Source organism: Pseudomonas sp. GW821-FHT07G06 (assembly GCF_058986625.1).
In genome coordinates, this window is sequence record NZ_JBYSVW010000001.1 from 1 (window position 1) to 14,987 (window position 14,987).

The window sequence follows — 14,987 nt, forward strand, 5'->3', positions numbered from 1 at the left end:
GAGCACCGCGGGGTGTCAGGCTCCCCGCATCATCGTTGACCTCCATCGCGAGCAAGCTCGCTCCTACAGTTATCGGTATTCCCCGCAATTGCGTGAACAACCTTTTTTATGCCCGTTGATCGGTGCAGGTCTGGATAAATCTCGCCAAGGTCGCTATCGGGACAGTGCGCGCGGCAGAATCGGGCAAGATGGACTCGACCGGTTTTCTGCCGTGTGGCAAAAAACGGTCATATTTTTGTCATGACAGATCCGCAAGCTCGGTGCTGTCCGTCGAAAACAGGTTGATAACAACAAGGACGACCACATGCCAACGCAAAACCCGCACCGCATCGTCGGTCTGTGCACCTCCAGCAAGGTGTACAACGCACTGACCGAACTCAAGCACCTGGAAGGTCATCGCAGCGCCAAGTTTCTCTCGCTGCTGACGCAAAACCTGGTGCGCAAGGGCCTGCTCAACGAGCAGGAAGTGGTGAACATGCTCGATCAGGTGGTCAACTGACCGACCAACGGTCGTTTGCCCCCGCTGGCATCAATGACCACTATCGAAAGCGTTGATTACTCCTCGAGGCACCCGGACTTTAAAGTAGCTCCACAGATTGATGGAGGTACTTTTCATGTCCCAGGTTCAGATCATGTCCGTTATCGGCAGCGCCGTCCCCGCACAGCTCAGAGAGCTGGGCATGCTCGCCTGCTGGTATCTGGTGCAGGACGGTGTGCAGATCAGCGGCCCGCTCACTTCGCTGCCCGCCGCCCGCGAGCTGTCGCAACGCATCGGCTCCGGCCAGTCCGGCAGGCTCAGCGCCTAAGGCAGCTGCACCCGCGGTTTGGTTTCGATGAAAATGTCCCAGCTGGACATGAACAGGGCCGCGATCAACGGGCCGATGACAAAGCCGTTCAGCCCGAAAATCGCCAGGCCGCCGAGGGTCGAGATCAGGATCATGTAATCCGGCATCCGGGTGTCCTTGCCCACGAGAATCGGTCGAAGCACGTTATCCACCAGGCCGATCACGAAGATCCCGAACAATCCCAGCACCACGCCCTGCCAGATCGCCCCGGTGAGCAGGAAAAACGCCGCCACCGGCACCCAGACAATCCCCGCCCCCACCGCCGGCAACAGCGACAGAAACGCCATCAACACCGCCCAGAGCAATATGCTGGGAATGTCCAGGAACCAGAAAATCAGGCCACCCAGCGCGCCTTGTGTGATCGCCACCACCAGGTTGCCCTTCACCGTGGCCCGTACCACACGATTGAACTTGAGCTGCAAACGACGTTTCTGCTGTTCCTCCAACGGCACCGCCGCACGCACCTTGCGCGCCAGTTCCGCGCCGTCGCGCAGGAAGAAGAACAGCAGGTACAGCATGATGAAGAAACTGACGATGAACTCGAACGTGCCCTGGCCAAAAATGAAGGCCTGGGCGGCCAGTTCCTGCCCGCCGGTCATCGCACTCTTGACGATTTTCTCTCGCAGCCCGTTCAGCTCGCCCATGCCGAAGCGGTCCAGCAGGTTCTGGAAATACGGCGGCAGGCTGTGCTTGAACTGCGCCACGTACCCGGCGATGTCCAGTTCGCCGCTCTCGATGCTCTTGTAGAGCGCGGCCCCCTCCTGGACCAGGAAGATGCCGAGGACTATCACTGGCAGGATCGCGACCAACAGGCAGATGCTCAGCGTGAGCAGTGACGTGAGGTTGCGCTCCCAGCCGAACTTCAGCTGCAGCCGTCGTTGCAGCGGAGCAAAGAGGATGGCGAGGATTACCGCCCAGAACACAGCGCCGTAGAACGGCAGCAGGATCCAGATGAAGGCGACGCTCACCAGGGCCAGAAGGACGGTCAGCGATCTGTCTTTAAGGGTTTCTTCGTTCATATCCGGTCCATGCCCGCCGGGACGAAACACTTCCGCCCTGATGTTTAGTCCGCTACGGCTCGCGCGAGTGCCATCTCTTTGTTGATCAGACATGGATCCAGGTCAATAAACGCTCGGCACGGGGCGTTTACCCTGCGCGGCTTTTGCGATCGACACCGCCATGAACCTCACCGCGCCAGAACTGCTCGCCCCCGCCGGCACCCTGAAAAACATGCGTTATGCCTTCGCCTACGGCGCCGATGCCGTGTACGCCGGCCAGCCGCGCTACAGCCTGCGGGTGCGCAACAACGAATTCGACCACGCCAACCTCGCCCTCGGCATTCGCGAGGCCCAGGCGCAGGGCAAGCGCTTCTACGTGGTGGTGAACATCACGCCGCACAACGCCAAGCTCAAGACCTTCCTCAAGGACCTTGAACCGGTGATCGCCATGGCCCCCGATGCGCTGATCATGTCCGACCCCGGCCTGATCATGCTGGTGCGCCGGCACTACCCGCAGATGCCGGTCCACCTTTCGGTGCAGGCCAATACGGTGAACTGGGCAAGCGTCGAGTTCTGGCAGCAGCAAGGCTTGAGCCGGATCATCCTGTCGCGGGAGCTGTCGCTGGAAGAGATCGCCGAGATCCGCGGGCAAGTGCCTGCCATGGAACTGGAAGTGTTCGTGCATGGCGCGTTGTGCATGGCCTATTCCGGGCGCTGCCTGCTGTCGGGGTACATGAACCGGCGCGATGCCAATCAGGGCTCCTGCACCAACGCCTGTCGCTGGAAATACACAGCGCAACCGGCCACGGAAAACCAGCTGGGCGAGATCGTGCAGGCATTCGATCCCGAACCGACCCTGGGCATCGGCGCGCCCACGGATCAGGTGTTCCTGTTGCAGGAAGCCAATCGTCCCGGCGAACAGATGCCCGCCTTCGAAGACGAACACGGCACGTACATCATGAACGCCAAGGATCTGCGTGCCGTGCAGCACGTCGAACGCCTGACGCAGATGGGCGTGCACTCGCTGAAAATCGAAGGCCGGACCAAATCGCACTTTTATTGCGCGCGCACTACCCAGGTTTATCGCCGGGCCATCGACGACGCGGTGGCGGGCCGGGCCTTCGACCGCGGCCTGATGACCGACCTGGAGTCCCTCGCCCAGCGCGGCTACACCGAAGGTTTTCTGCGTCGGCATGTGCATGACGAATACCAGAACTACCAGAACGGCAGCTCGGTGTCGGAACGGCAACAGTTTGTCGGTGAGCTGACCGGACAGCGCCGGGATCGCCTGGCCGAGGTCAAGGTGAAAAACCGCTTCGGCGTGGGTGACCACATGGAGCTGATGACGCCCAAGGGCAACTTCCACTTCGATCTGCATCAGTTGCAGAACGCCAAGTGCGAAGCGATCGACGTTGCACCGGGGGATGGGCATACGGTGTATTTGCCGATTCCGGATGCGGTGGATCTGCAGTTTGGTTTGCTGATGCGGGACGTAGGTGTGAACTGACCTTCAAATACACACAAAACCCTGTGGGAGCGAGCTTGCTCGCGATAGCGGTGTATCAGTCAATCTTGTTGGCGACTGACACTCCGTCATCGCGAGCAAGCTCGTTCCCACAGGCTCTCCCACAGGTACTGCCTCAGGCAAACTCCTCGCGCAACATCGCCACGAACGCCTCGCGCGCCGGGTGCACCCCGGCGTTTTCGTGCCAGTAAAACAGGTTGTCGACGCCGGTCAGCTCAGGGAACTCAAACCCCGCGCACCCCGCACCTTTGGCGTATTGGTCGAAGATCCCCTTGGGCACCAGCGCCACGCCGGCCCCGGCGCTGACGCAACCGACAATCGCGCCATAACTGGCCAGGCTGACAATCGGCAGTGCCTGCCCCTGTCGCAGCAACCAATGCTCCAGCGCCGCCCGGTACGGACAACCCTGGGGCCACATGAACACGGTCTGGTCCTGCAAATCGCTGATGTCGCGCAACGGCCCCAGTGACGTCGAGGCGATCAGCAGCAACTCTTCGCGGTACATCGGCGTGCGCTTGAGGTGCGAACGTTCGACATCCACTGCCACGATGGCGCCGTCGAGCTTGTGATTGAGCGTGTCATCGAGCAGTTGCCCCCAGGCACCGGTGGTCAGCTCCAGCGCCACCTGCGGGAAACGCTTGTGGAATTTCGCCAGCAGGCGCGGCAATCGCCCGGTGGCCGACGACTCGATGGCGCCGATGCGCAACGGCCCTGAGGGTTCGGCCGAAGGATCGACCGCGCGCTTGGCCTCGGCGGTCAGGGCGAGAATTTTCGAGGCGTAGGCCAGGAAGGTCTGCCCCGACGGGCTGATGCGCAGCCCTCGGCCTTCGCGCAGGAACAGCGCGACACCCAGCTCCGCCTCGAGGGCCTTGATCCGTGCCGTGATGTTGGACGGCACGCAATGCAGCAGTTCGGCCGCGCGGGCAATGCTGCCGACGTCGGCCACGGTCTTGAACATGCGAATCTGTGCCAGCTCCATACATCACCCATAGTGAATGGTCAGCGCAGTATAAGTCAGTTGTGGCGAACGATGCGCTTTCTGATACTCCGTGCATCAGCCCACAGGTGCACGACCATGACGCCGCTCACACCCTCCCCCGCTTCACCCTGGAAAATCATTCTGGCCATGGCGTTTGTCGTGGCGTGCTGGGGATACTCCCCGACCGGCATTCATATCGGTTTGCAGGCCTACGACCCCGTGCACCTGGCCCTGCTGCGCTTCCTGCTGGCCTCCGTGTTCATGGCCGTGGTCGCGGTCATCAAAGGCATCCGCCTGCCCAACCTGCGAGACTTGCCGCTGATGTTCGGCCTGGGTTTCTTTGCCGTGAGCCTGCATCACGTGGCGATCAACTTCGGGCAGCAGGGAGTCAGCGCTGGCGCTTCGAGCGTCCTGGCCCAGACCACGCCGCTGTTCAGCACGTTGATCGCGCGCTTCGTGTTCAAGGATCAGGTGAGTCTGTGGCGCTGGGGTTGTGTGCTGCTCGGGTTGTTTGGCGTGGTGATAGTGGTGGCGGGCGATCATGGCCTGGGCAGCCTTGACGCCCATGGCTTGCTGATCCTGCTGGCGGCGGTGTCCTGGAGTCTCTACTTTGCCCTGCAAAAACATCACACCGGGCGTTACGACGGGCTGACGCTGGTGTGCTACACGGTGTGGTCCGGTACGGTGCTGCTGTTGATTTTTCTGCCCGGCCTGGTGGATCAAGTCGCCCTGGCGCCGCTGCGCGTGCAGTGGGCAGTGATTGCCCTGGGGATATTCCCCAGTGCCCTGGCGTACCTGGCCTGGGCCTATGTGCTGGCGCATGTCGATTTGAGCCGGGCGACCATGACGCTGTATTTGACGCCGCCGACGGCGATGGTGATTGCATCCTGTGCGCTCGGCGAACGGCCGACGTTGATGATCGTGGTCGGCGGGCTGGTGGTGTTGGCAAGTGTGCTGGCGTTGAATCTGGAGCGGCGGGCTGTGGTTGTTCAGGTTGCTCGGGTCTGATCCATGTTTTGCGCCGTCTGGTCGGGCGCCTTCGCGGGCAAGCCCGCTCCCACAGGGTTTTATTTTTGCCGCAGCATTTGAGCACGACTCAAAACCTGTGGGAGCGGGCTTGCTCGCGAAGAACGATGACTCGGTGTCACTGACTATCAACTGGGCGAAAACCGGTCACGACTGTTAGTCAGGTGCAACCACATCGCTGCCCGCGCCGCGTCCGGGTCCTGGCGCTTGATGGCATTGAGGATCGCCTCGTGCTCAAGATTGGCCAGCTCGCCGAGCTTGCTCAAGTCCACGGCCCCCCGCTCGGCGGCATTAACCCGGGTGCGCGGGATCATGGCGCTGCCCAGGTGCTGCATGATTTCGGTGAAGCAGACGTTGCCGGTGGCTTCGGCGATCAGCAGATGAAAACGCCGGTCCGCTTCGACACAGCTGTCGTTGTTGGCCAGCAGGTTTTGATAGTCGTCCAGCGCTTCACGCATCTGCGCCAGTTGCAGATCGGTGCGGCGAGTTGCCGCCAGCGCCGCCGCCTGGGTTTCCAGGCCCATGCGCAATTCCAGAATGCTGCGCACCCCCAACGCCGTGTCGACATTCAGCCGCAGCCCCTGCTCCGGTGCGCGCTCGATCACGAACGTGCCAATGCCATGCCGGGTTTCCACCAGCCCCGAGGCCTGCAACTTCGAGATCGCCTCGCGCACCACCGTGCGACTGACCCCGTGTTCCTGAACGATGGTGTTTTCCGACGGCAGCTTGTCGCCGGGCAACATCTGGCCGAGCAGGATGCGCTGGGTCAGTTTCTCCACCAGGTCATGGGCCAGGTTGTGGCTGCGCTTGCGGGCGGGTGCTTCGAGGTCTTCTTGCATGAAGGTGTCCGGAAATCAGGGCTATCGAATCGTAGCACCGCGATGGGCGGGAATCCTGAAAAATCTCGCTCAACTTGTATGACAACACTCAACAACAAGCCCATTTTGATTCGTTTTAAAGACCACCCGCCACCACCATCGGAATAAAAAACTTCTAATACAGCGCCATTTCATTGGACAAAGGCGGTTGCAAGATCAAAAAACCTAGTTGTATGATGTCTATCAACAACGCAGCACTCAGCTTCACCCCGCATAAAAATAACGAGTGGGAGAAAACGCAGTGAATACATCCGTCTCCGGGATGCACGACGACGCCAATTCAGCGCTGAAGTCCGCCATCGCCAAAGTCAAACGTCACGTCTTGCCGCTGTTCGTCATCATGTTCATCGTCAATTACATCGATCGAGTGAACATCGGTTTCGTCCGCGCCCACATGGAACACGACCTGGGCATTGGCGCTGCCGCCTACGGCCTGGGTGCCGGCCTGTTCTTCATCGGTTATGCGCTGTTCGAAGTGCCCTCCAACATCCTTCTGCAAAAAGTCGGCGCGCGTATCTGGCTGACTCGGATCATGCTGACCTGGGGCCTGGTCGCCGCGGGGATGGCGTTCATCCAGAACGAAACCCACTTCTATATCCTTCGATTTCTGCTGGGCGTGGCCGAGGCCGGATTCTTTCCCGGGGTGATCTACTACTTCACCCGCTGGCTACCTGGCGTGGAGCGCGGCAAGGCGATTGCGATTTTCCTCAGCGGCTCGGCGATTGCCTCGCTGATCTCCGGTCCCCTGTCCGGTTTGCTGCTGCAGATCAGTGGATTCGGGATGCATGGCTGGCAATGGATGTACTTCATCGAAGGTATGTTCTCGGTGGGTCTGTGTGTTTTTGTCTGGTTCTGGCTCGACTCCAAACCCCATGATGCCAAATGGCTGAACCGCGACGAGCAGGACGCACTGGTCAAGGCCATCGACGACGAACAACTGGCCCGCGAAGCTGCCACACCGATCAAGCCGTCACTGGGCAAATTGCTCAAGGACCGCCAGATCATCCTGTTCTGCGTGATCTACTTCTTTATCCAGCTGACCATCTACGCCGCGACCTTCTGGCTGCCGAGCATCATCAAGAAGATGGGCGACCTCAGCGACTTCCAGGTCGGAATGTTCAACTCGATTCCGTGGCTGCTGTCGATTGTCGGCATGTATGCCTTCGCCTCGTTGTCGGCCAAGTGGAAGCATCAGCAAGCCTGGGTCGCCGCGGCCCTGCTGATCGCCGCGGCCGGGATGTTCATGTCCACCACCGGCGGGCCGGTCTTCGCCTTCGTCGCGATCTGCTTTGCGGCGCTGGGTTTCAAATCGGCCTCGTCGCTGTTCTGGCCGATTCCCCAGGCTTATCTGGACGCACGCATCGCCGCCGGTGTCATCGCGCTGATCAACTCGGTGGGCAACCTCGGCGGTTTTGTCGCGCCGACCACCTTCGGTCTGCTGGAGGAACGCACCGGCTCCATCCAGGGCGGACTCTACGGCTTGGCCGCGACCTCGATCATCGCCGCGATCATCGTCTTTGCCGCACGCAACAAACCCAAGGTCGCCCCCGTCACCGCACCGGGCAAACCAGCGCCCCACCACGCCTGAATCATTGGTTTAAAAGGATAACAACATGACCGCACACGACATCGCCAAAGCCCCGATCATCACCAGCATGCAGGTTGTTCCGGTGGCCGGCCACGACGGCATGCTGCTCAATCTCAGCGGCGCCCACGGCCCGTTTTTCACCCGCAACATCGTGATCCTCAAGGACAACGCCGGCCACACCGGCGTCGGCGAAGTGCCGGGTGGCGAGCGCATTCGCCAGACCCTGGAAGACGCACGCAGCCTGGTGGTCGGCAGCCCGATCGGCACTTACCAGAAGATTCTCAACCAGGTACGCCAGACCTTTGCCGACCGCGATGCCGGCGGTCGCGGATTGCAGACCTTCGACCTGCGCATCACCATTCACGCCGTCACCGGCCTGGAAGCCGCGTTGCTCGATCTGCTTGGCCAGCACCTGGACGTGCCGGTCGCCGCCCTGCTCGGCGAAGGCCAGCAGCGCAATGAAGTGAAGATGCTTGGCTATCTGTTTTATGTCGGTGATCGCAACGAAACAGACCTCGCCTATCGCAGCGAGCCAGACGCCGACAACGACTGGTTCCGCGTACGTCACGAAAAAGCCATGACCGCCGAGGCGGTGGTCCGCCTGGCCGAGGCGGCGCACGCGCGTTATGGCTTCAAGGACTTCAAGCTCAAGGGCGGCGTGCTCAGCGGCGACGCCGAAATCGAAGCGGTCACGGCCCTCGCCGAACGCTTCCCCGATGCGCGCATCACCCTTGACCCGAATGGGGCCTGGTCACTGAAGGAAGCCATCCGCCTGTGCCGCGATCAGCACCGCGTGCTGGCCTACGCCGAAGACCCGTGCGGGGCGGAAAACGGTTACTCGGGACGCGAAGTCATGGCTGAATTCCGCCGGGCCACGGGGCTGAAAACCGCAACCAACATGATCGCCACCGACTGGCGGGAGATGGGCCACGCGATCCAGTTACAGTCGGTCGACATACCCCTGGCCGATCCGCACTTCTGGACCATGCAGGGTTCGGTGCGCGTGGCGCAGATGTGCCACGAATGGGGCCTCACCTGGGGTTCGCACTCCAACAACCACTTCGACATTTCCCTGGCGATGTTCACCCATGTCGCGGCGGCCGCGCCGGGCGAGATCACCGCCATCGACACTCACTGGATCTGGCAGGACGGCCAGCGCCTGACCAAGGCCCCGCTGCAAATCGTCGGCGGCTGCGTGCAGGTGCCGCAGAAACCGGGGCTGGGGGTGGAGCTGGACATGGATCAGGTCGCCAAAGCTCATGAACTGTACAAAGGCATGGGCCTGGGGGCGCGGGATGACAGCGTGGCCATGCAGTTCCTGATTCCCGGCTGGAAGTTCGATAACAAGCGGCCGTGCCTGGTGCGTTGAAACGCCCAGTGAGTTGAATCGCCAAGTGAGTTGATTCAAGGGTCGCGCGTGGCCGCCTGTTGGCGGCCGCTTTAAAAAGCGCTCGGAGCATAGCGCTTAACCCCCTAAAATGGCGCGCAACTGAATCAACGACGGATGAAACCCACATGGACAGGCTGAAAACCATCGCCGCCGGCATGGCGATATTTGCCGCAGGCCAGTGCATGGCACAGGATCAAATCGAGACGCTGGTGAACGCCGCCGTACAACCGGTGATGCAGGCCGAAGGTATCCACGGCATGGCCGTGGCGGTCACCGTCAACGGCCAACCGCACTACTTCAACTATGGCGTCGCCTCGAAGGAAACCGGCAGCCCCGTCACAAAAGACACCCTGTTCGAAATCGGCTCCGTCAGTAAAACCTTCACCGCCACCCTCGCCGCCTACGCCCAGGCCACGGGCAAACTGTCACTGTCGGACAAGGCCAGCCAGGTCCTGCCGGCCTTGCGCGGCAGCGCTTTCGACCACATCAGCGTGCTGCAACTGGGCACCTACAGCGCCGGCGGCCTGCCGCTGCAATTTCCTGCCGAATCTGATTCGGCCGACAAAATGCTCGGCTACTACAAACAATGGAAACCGCTCTACGCCCCCGGCAGCCATCGACTGTATTCGAACCCCAGCCTTGGCCTGTTCGGCTACCTCGCCGCCCACAGCATGGGCCAGCCGTTCGATGACCTGATGGAGAAAACCCTACTGCCGAAACTGGGCCTCAAGCACACCTATGTGCATGTGCCGCAGGACCAGATGGCGCTGTACGCCCAGGGCTACAACAAGGACGACAAGCCGGTGCGGGTCACTCCGGGGGCGCTGGATTCCGAGGCGTACGGGGTGAAGACCAGCGCCTCTGACTTGCTGGCCTACGTCGATGCCAACATGAAGCCGGCGTCTCTGGACAAGCCGTTGCAGCAAGCCATCGCCTTGACTCATAGCGCCTACTACAGCGTTGGCGACATGACCCAGGGCCTGGGCTGGGAGATGTATCGCTTCCCGATCACACTGGATCGCTTGCTGGACGGCAACTCCACGCCGATGGCCATGCAGGCCCATGAAGTCCAGTGGCTGAACCCGCCGCAAGCACAGCCGCAGAACGTGCTGATCAACAAGACAGGTTCAACCGGTGGCTTTGGTGCTTACGTGGCATACGTGCCATCCAAGGAGATCGGCATTGTGATGCTGGCCAACAAAAACTTCCCGAACGCGCAGCGGGTCAGGATTGCGCATCAGATTCTGAGTGCCCTTGCCCGATAACACCCACCTGCAGGAGCGGGTTTGCTCGCTCCTGCAGGTTTACCCTGTCGTCCAACCTTGCATACCCACACGAACCAAGTAGGATTCGCGCCTCTTTTTTGCTTCACCTGGCCATGCATCAGGTCTGCCGAATCCTTGGCAGTGGCGGGACTATGCTGAAACAGGACATGAGGATTGATCCATGAAAGTGCTGTTGGTCGATGACCACGCTGTCGTGCGCATGGCAATCGGGATGATTCTGGCCCGTGAAGGCCATGTCATTGTCGGTGAGTGCGACAACGGTGTGGACGCATTGAGCAAGGCGTTCGAGCTCAAACCCGATGCAATAGTGCTCGACCTGGATATTCCGCAGCTCGACGGCATGGCGGTGATCGACCGCCTGCGCATCGGCGGCAGTCCGGCTCATGTCCTGGTCCATACAGGACTCAAGAGCCAGGCGTATGCGGCGCAATGCATGCGGGCCGGCGCAGCAGGCTTTTTGTCGAAGGTCGATGACCCGGTGGAGATCGTGACGGCGCTCAAGGCGCTAGCCAGTGGCAAATCCTGGTTTCCGGTCGGTACGCTCAACTCGGTGCGCCACAGCGATTTCGCCCGCAACGATGCGCAACTGCTCAACGGCATTAGCCGGCGCGAACTCAAGGTATTGCACGGCCTGGCCCAAGGCTTGAGCAACAAGCAGATCGCCGACGATATGTTGTTGAGCAACAAGACGATCAGTACCTACAAGACCCGCCTGATGCAAAAGCTCAACGCCAGCAATTTGCTCGAGTTGATCGAGTTCGCCAAACGCAACGACCTGACCTGACCATGATTCGACTGTTCCTGCGGCTGTCGGGAGTACTCGGCCTGATATTGGTGGCCCTGACCGCCCGCGCCGATCCCCTGACGCTGCTCAGCCGTGCGACCACGAGCGACATGAACCTGTCGCTCAGCACCGCGCAGCGCCATTGGCTGGACCACAAGGACGTCTTGCGCGCCGGCGTCTATCTGCCGGACCGCCCACCACTGGACATCACGGCCAACCAAAAGGACTACGAAGGCCTGTCGGCCGACTACCTCGACTTGCTGGCACGAACCCTGGGCGTACGGGTGCACGTCGAACGTTATGCCCGTCAGTCCGATGCGCTGAGCGCATTGCAACGGGGCGAAATCGATCTGGTGCCGCGGATCAATCACCTGGAAGCGCAGTACAGTGACCTGCGCCTGAGCGCACCCTACGCCTATGACCAGGCCGTGCTGATCAGCCGCTTCGGCACCCACTGGATGAACAATGAACTGCCAGCAGGCACCACGGTGCTGTTCGATCCGGACTGGACTCAACAGGATCGGGTGATTTCGCTGTTTCCCGACCACCCGGTGCAGACCGTCGAATCGACCCAGCACGGCCTCGGCATGGTGGCCTATGGCGAAGGCATGGTGCTGCTCACCGACGCGATTTCCGCACAGCATCTGCTCGAGCGCAGTTACCAGCAGAGCCTGAAACAGACCATCCAGCGCGACTCCGAAGGCCTGGGATTCAGTTTCGCTCTGCAGCGCCAGAACACCCGACTACTGACCCTGCTCAACAGCGCGCTGACAAGCATTACGCCCCAGGAGCGCATCGTCATCGCCCGCCGCTGGGGCATCGGCGCCAACCCGGGGCTCGGATACAACCGCTTGCAGCTGACCGCCACCGAGCAGCAATGGATCAAGGACCATCCGCAGATCGAAGTGCTGGCCAACGACCTGTATTCGCCTTTCAGCCTGTTTGATTCCCACGATCAGATGCGTGGTATGGCCGCCGACCTGCTGGAGATGATCAACGACCGTACCGGCCTGGTGTTCCGCCCGCGCAAGGTTTCATCGGTGCAAGCCATGATCCGCCGCACCGAGCGCGACCCGCCCGCCCTGATCGCCGCGCTGACCTACAGTGAACGACGCGAGGAACGGCTGGCGTTCTCCCGGCCCTACATGGTCAACCCGTTCGTGCTGGTCACCCGGGTGCAGCCCGAGCATGAAGGCCTGGCCCGGCTCAAGGGGCAGTCCGTGGCGATCATCAAGGATTCCCCGGCGGCCAACTGGCTGGAACGCGAATGGCCCGACATCAAGGTGGTCGAAGTCGATACACCGATCGAGACTTACGAATTGCTCGCCGAAGGTCAGGTCGAAGGCGTGATTCAGCCACAACTGGGCGCCGGCTACCTGATCGACCGGTTCTTCCGTGGCCAGTTGCAAATCGACTCGGTGCTCGGCGCGCAACCCGCGCTGATCGCCTTTGCCAGCGGCAAACAGAACACCGAACTGGTCTCGATCCTCGACAAGGCGCTGCTCGACATCTCGCCCGATGAATTGAGTGACCTGGCCAGCCGCTGGCAGAACCCACAGGAAAGCCACGGTGGCTGGAGCGCCTACAAGAACTGGTTCTTTCGAGCGGTGCTGGGGATGGTGCTGGTGCTGCTGGTGGTGCTTGCCTGGAATTTCGGACTTCGCCGGCAAATCGCCGAACGCCGGAAGGCACAAAGAGCCTTGAACGACCAACTGGAGTTCATGAAGGTGCTGGTGGACGGCACGCCACACCCGATCTACGTCCGCGACCGCAAAGGCGTGCTGCTGACCTGCAACCGTGCCTACCTGCAAACGATGAAGGTCGAGCTGGATCGGGTGCTGAACAAAGGCTTGATCGAAGCCGGCATCCTGCCCCTCGACGACGCCCACAGTTACAAGCGGATTCACCGAGCGACCCTTGAAAGCGGGGAACCATCCTTCGACAACTTCACCATGACAGTCAAGGGCCGGAAACACCACGTGTACCACTGGGCACTGCCGTACCGTGATTCCAATGGCACCATGACCGGGGTCATTGGTGGCTGGATCGACCTGACCGAACAACACCACTTGCAACAGGCGCTGATCCAGGCCAGGAAACAGGCCGAGGCGGCCAATCGCGGCAAAAGCCATTTCCTGGCGGTCATGAGCCACGAAATTCGCACCCCCATGAGTGCACTGGTGGGTGTGCTTGAACTGCTGCGCGAGCATCAACCCGAACAAAATACCGAAGCCGAACTGATCGACATCGCGCAGAAATCCGCCAATGGCATGATGGAGCTGATTGGCGAGATTCTCGACCTGTCGAAAATCGAGTCGGGGCAGTTTGAGTTACGTAGCGCCAGCGGTTATCCGCAACGCCTGGCGCGCACAGTGCTGCAGAGCTTCGCCAGCCTCGCCCAACAGAAAAACCTGGCACTGGAATTTGTCAGCCATGGCCCGGACCTCGCGGTGCAACTCGATGCACTGCGCTTTCGGCAAATCCTGTCCAACCTGGTGAGCAACGCCATCAAATTCACAACACAGGGTACGGTGACCGTCGAGCTGAGCCTTGAAAGCGACACGCCACTTGTCCACCTGCAACTGAGGGTGCGAGACACCGGCATCGGCATGGACGAACAACAACGCCAGCACCTGTTCCGGCCCTACACCCAGTTTGCCGACCCTGATTCCGAATTGCAGACCGGTACCGGTCTGGGCCTGGCCATCTGTCAACAACTGACCCAACTGATGGGTGGCCACCTGGACTGCACGAGCGCCCCGGGCCAAGGCTCGTGCTTTACCCTGACGATGCAGGTGACGCCAGTCAGCGAAGGCGACCCGCCATCGCCCGTCGATCCCTTGCCATTGCCGACGCTACCGCGGCGCAACGTGCTGATTGTAGAGGATCACGAGTTCAATCGCGTGGTGTTGCAGCGCCAGCTCGAATCCCTGGGGCTGCGCGTCACCTGCGCCGAAAACGGCCTGGAAGGCCTCAATCTCTGGCGCCAGGACACGTTCGATTACCTGATCACCGACTGCAGCATGCCGCTGCTCAACGGCGACAGGATGACCCGTCGGTTACGCGCCATCGAAGTGGCCGAAGGTCGCACACCGACCCATGTGGTGGGCCTGACCGCCAACGCCCAGCCTGAGGAAATCCAACGATGCCTCGACGCCGGGATGAACGCTTGCCTGTTCAAGCCGCTGACCCGCAGCGCGCTGGAACGCTACCTGCACGAGGCCGAACGAACACGCCAGGCCACCGCGCCGTGCTTCGACCTGTCCAGGGTCACCGACATTACCGCCGACGATGCGCTCATGACCCGCCAGTTGTTGACGACCGTGCTGCGCACCAACCAGGAAGATTTCGACGCCATGCAGGACCTGTTTCGCGCGGGCGACTTCAGTGCCATGGGCCGGCGTTGCCACAAAATACTCGGCAGCGCGCGGATCATTCATGCGGCGCCTTTGATCGGTGCCTGCGAACAACTGGAATCAGGCTGTGAGGCAACGACCACGCAACAGGAAGTGCATCGCTTGTTCGAGGCCTTCGCTTGCCAGATGAAGCGTTTGCAGGCGCACATTCAACGCGTCATCGACAGCGATAGTTTGTAGGACGATTCCTACAGAAACTTGGGATTCGCCCGCATTACCCAACCCTCGCGCCTGCGCAGAATTCGCCTCCTCTTTTCCCTGTTGGCGGCGGA

13 protein-coding genes are annotated in these 14,987 nt (G+C 61.1%); 10 read left to right on the forward strand and 3 right to left on the reverse strand.

Annotated elements, in window-relative coordinates; translation table 11 throughout:
* The 3 genes from AC3WJW_RS00005 to AC3WJW_RS00015 form a co-directional block, all read left to right on the forward strand.
* A partial coding sequence (locus tag AC3WJW_RS00005) for a hypothetical protein (RefSeq protein WP_493724699.1) occupies positions 1-244 on the forward strand: 244 nt, incomplete at its 5' end.
* A 60-nt stretch (positions 245-304) separates the two neighbouring features.
* Positions 305-499, forward strand: coding sequence for a hypothetical protein (locus tag AC3WJW_RS00010; protein ID WP_007976845.1), 195 nt, complete (start codon positions 305-307; stop codon positions 497-499).
* Positions 500-614: 115 nt separating this feature from the next.
* Entirely contained in the window at positions 615-806 is a 192-nt protein-coding gene (locus AC3WJW_RS00015; protein WP_102674556.1) for a hypothetical protein, read from the forward strand.
* On the opposite strand, the gene AC3WJW_RS00020 is transcribed toward AC3WJW_RS00015, so the two are convergent.
* Positions 803-1,864: an AI-2E family transporter gene (locus AC3WJW_RS00020; RefSeq protein ID WP_493724700.1), complete on the reverse strand. Its 1,062-nt coding sequence runs from the start codon at positions 1,862-1,864 to the stop codon at positions 803-805. The two genes, AC3WJW_RS00015 and AC3WJW_RS00020, sit on opposite strands and share 4 nt — an antisense overlap.
* Before the next feature lie 160 nt (positions 1,865-2,024).
* On the opposite strand from AC3WJW_RS00020, the gene trhP reads away from it, so the two are divergent.
* Entirely contained in the window at positions 2,025-3,350 is a 1,326-nt protein-coding gene (gene trhP / locus AC3WJW_RS00025) for a prephenate-dependent tRNA uridine(34) hydroxylase TrhP (protein WP_493724701.1), read from the forward strand.
* Between the two features lie 133 nt (positions 3,351-3,483).
* Here trhP and AC3WJW_RS00030 read toward each other — a convergent pair whose 3' ends face one another.
* Positions 3,484-4,347: a LysR substrate-binding domain-containing protein gene (locus tag AC3WJW_RS00030; RefSeq protein ID WP_493724702.1), complete on the reverse strand. Its 864-nt coding sequence runs from the start codon at positions 4,345-4,347 to the stop codon at positions 3,484-3,486.
* 96 nt (positions 4,348-4,443) lie between these two features.
* Between AC3WJW_RS00030 and AC3WJW_RS00035 the strand changes: the two genes are divergently transcribed.
* Complete coding sequence (locus AC3WJW_RS00035) at positions 4,444-5,355, forward strand: DMT family transporter (protein ID WP_493724703.1); 912 nt, start codon at positions 4,444-4,446, stop codon at positions 5,353-5,355.
* A gap of 146 nt (positions 5,356-5,501) precedes the next feature.
* Here the strand turns inward: AC3WJW_RS00035 and AC3WJW_RS00040 are convergent, their stop codons facing one another.
* The gene (locus tag AC3WJW_RS00040) at positions 5,502-6,212 is read right to left on the reverse strand and encodes a FadR/GntR family transcriptional regulator (RefSeq protein ID WP_493724704.1); all 711 of its coding nucleotides are present in this window, start codon (positions 6,210-6,212) and stop codon (positions 5,502-5,504) included.
* Positions 6,213-6,492: 280 nt separating this feature from the next.
* Here AC3WJW_RS00040 and AC3WJW_RS00045 point away from each other — a divergent pair, with 280 nt between their 5' ends.
* The 5 genes from AC3WJW_RS00045 (at position 6,493) to AC3WJW_RS00065 (ending at position 14,895) form a co-directional block, all read left to right on the forward strand.
* Entirely contained in the window at positions 6,493-7,839 is a 1,347-nt protein-coding gene (locus AC3WJW_RS00045; RefSeq protein WP_493724705.1) for an MFS transporter, read from the forward strand.
* Positions 7,840-7,864: 25 nt separating this feature from the next.
* Positions 7,865-9,208: a glucarate dehydratase gene (gene gudD / locus AC3WJW_RS00050; protein WP_493724706.1), complete on the forward strand. Its 1,344-nt coding sequence runs from the start codon at positions 7,865-7,867 to the stop codon at positions 9,206-9,208.
* A 176-nt stretch (positions 9,209-9,384) separates the two neighbouring features.
* On the forward strand, positions 9,385-10,494 hold the full coding sequence (ampC, locus tag AC3WJW_RS00055; RefSeq protein WP_493725135.1) for a class C beta-lactamase: 1,110 nt from the start codon (positions 9,385-9,387) through the stop codon (positions 10,492-10,494).
* Between the two features lie 181 nt (positions 10,495-10,675).
* The gene (locus AC3WJW_RS00060) at positions 10,676-11,299 is read left to right on the forward strand and encodes a response regulator transcription factor (RefSeq protein WP_218485299.1); all 624 of its coding nucleotides are present in this window, start codon (positions 10,676-10,678) and stop codon (positions 11,297-11,299) included.
* A gap of 2 nt (positions 11,300-11,301) precedes the next feature.
* Entirely contained in the window at positions 11,302-14,895 is a 3,594-nt protein-coding gene (locus AC3WJW_RS00065) for an ATP-binding protein (protein ID WP_493724707.1), read from the forward strand.
* The last annotated feature ends 92 nt before the right edge of the window (positions 14,896-14,987 follow it).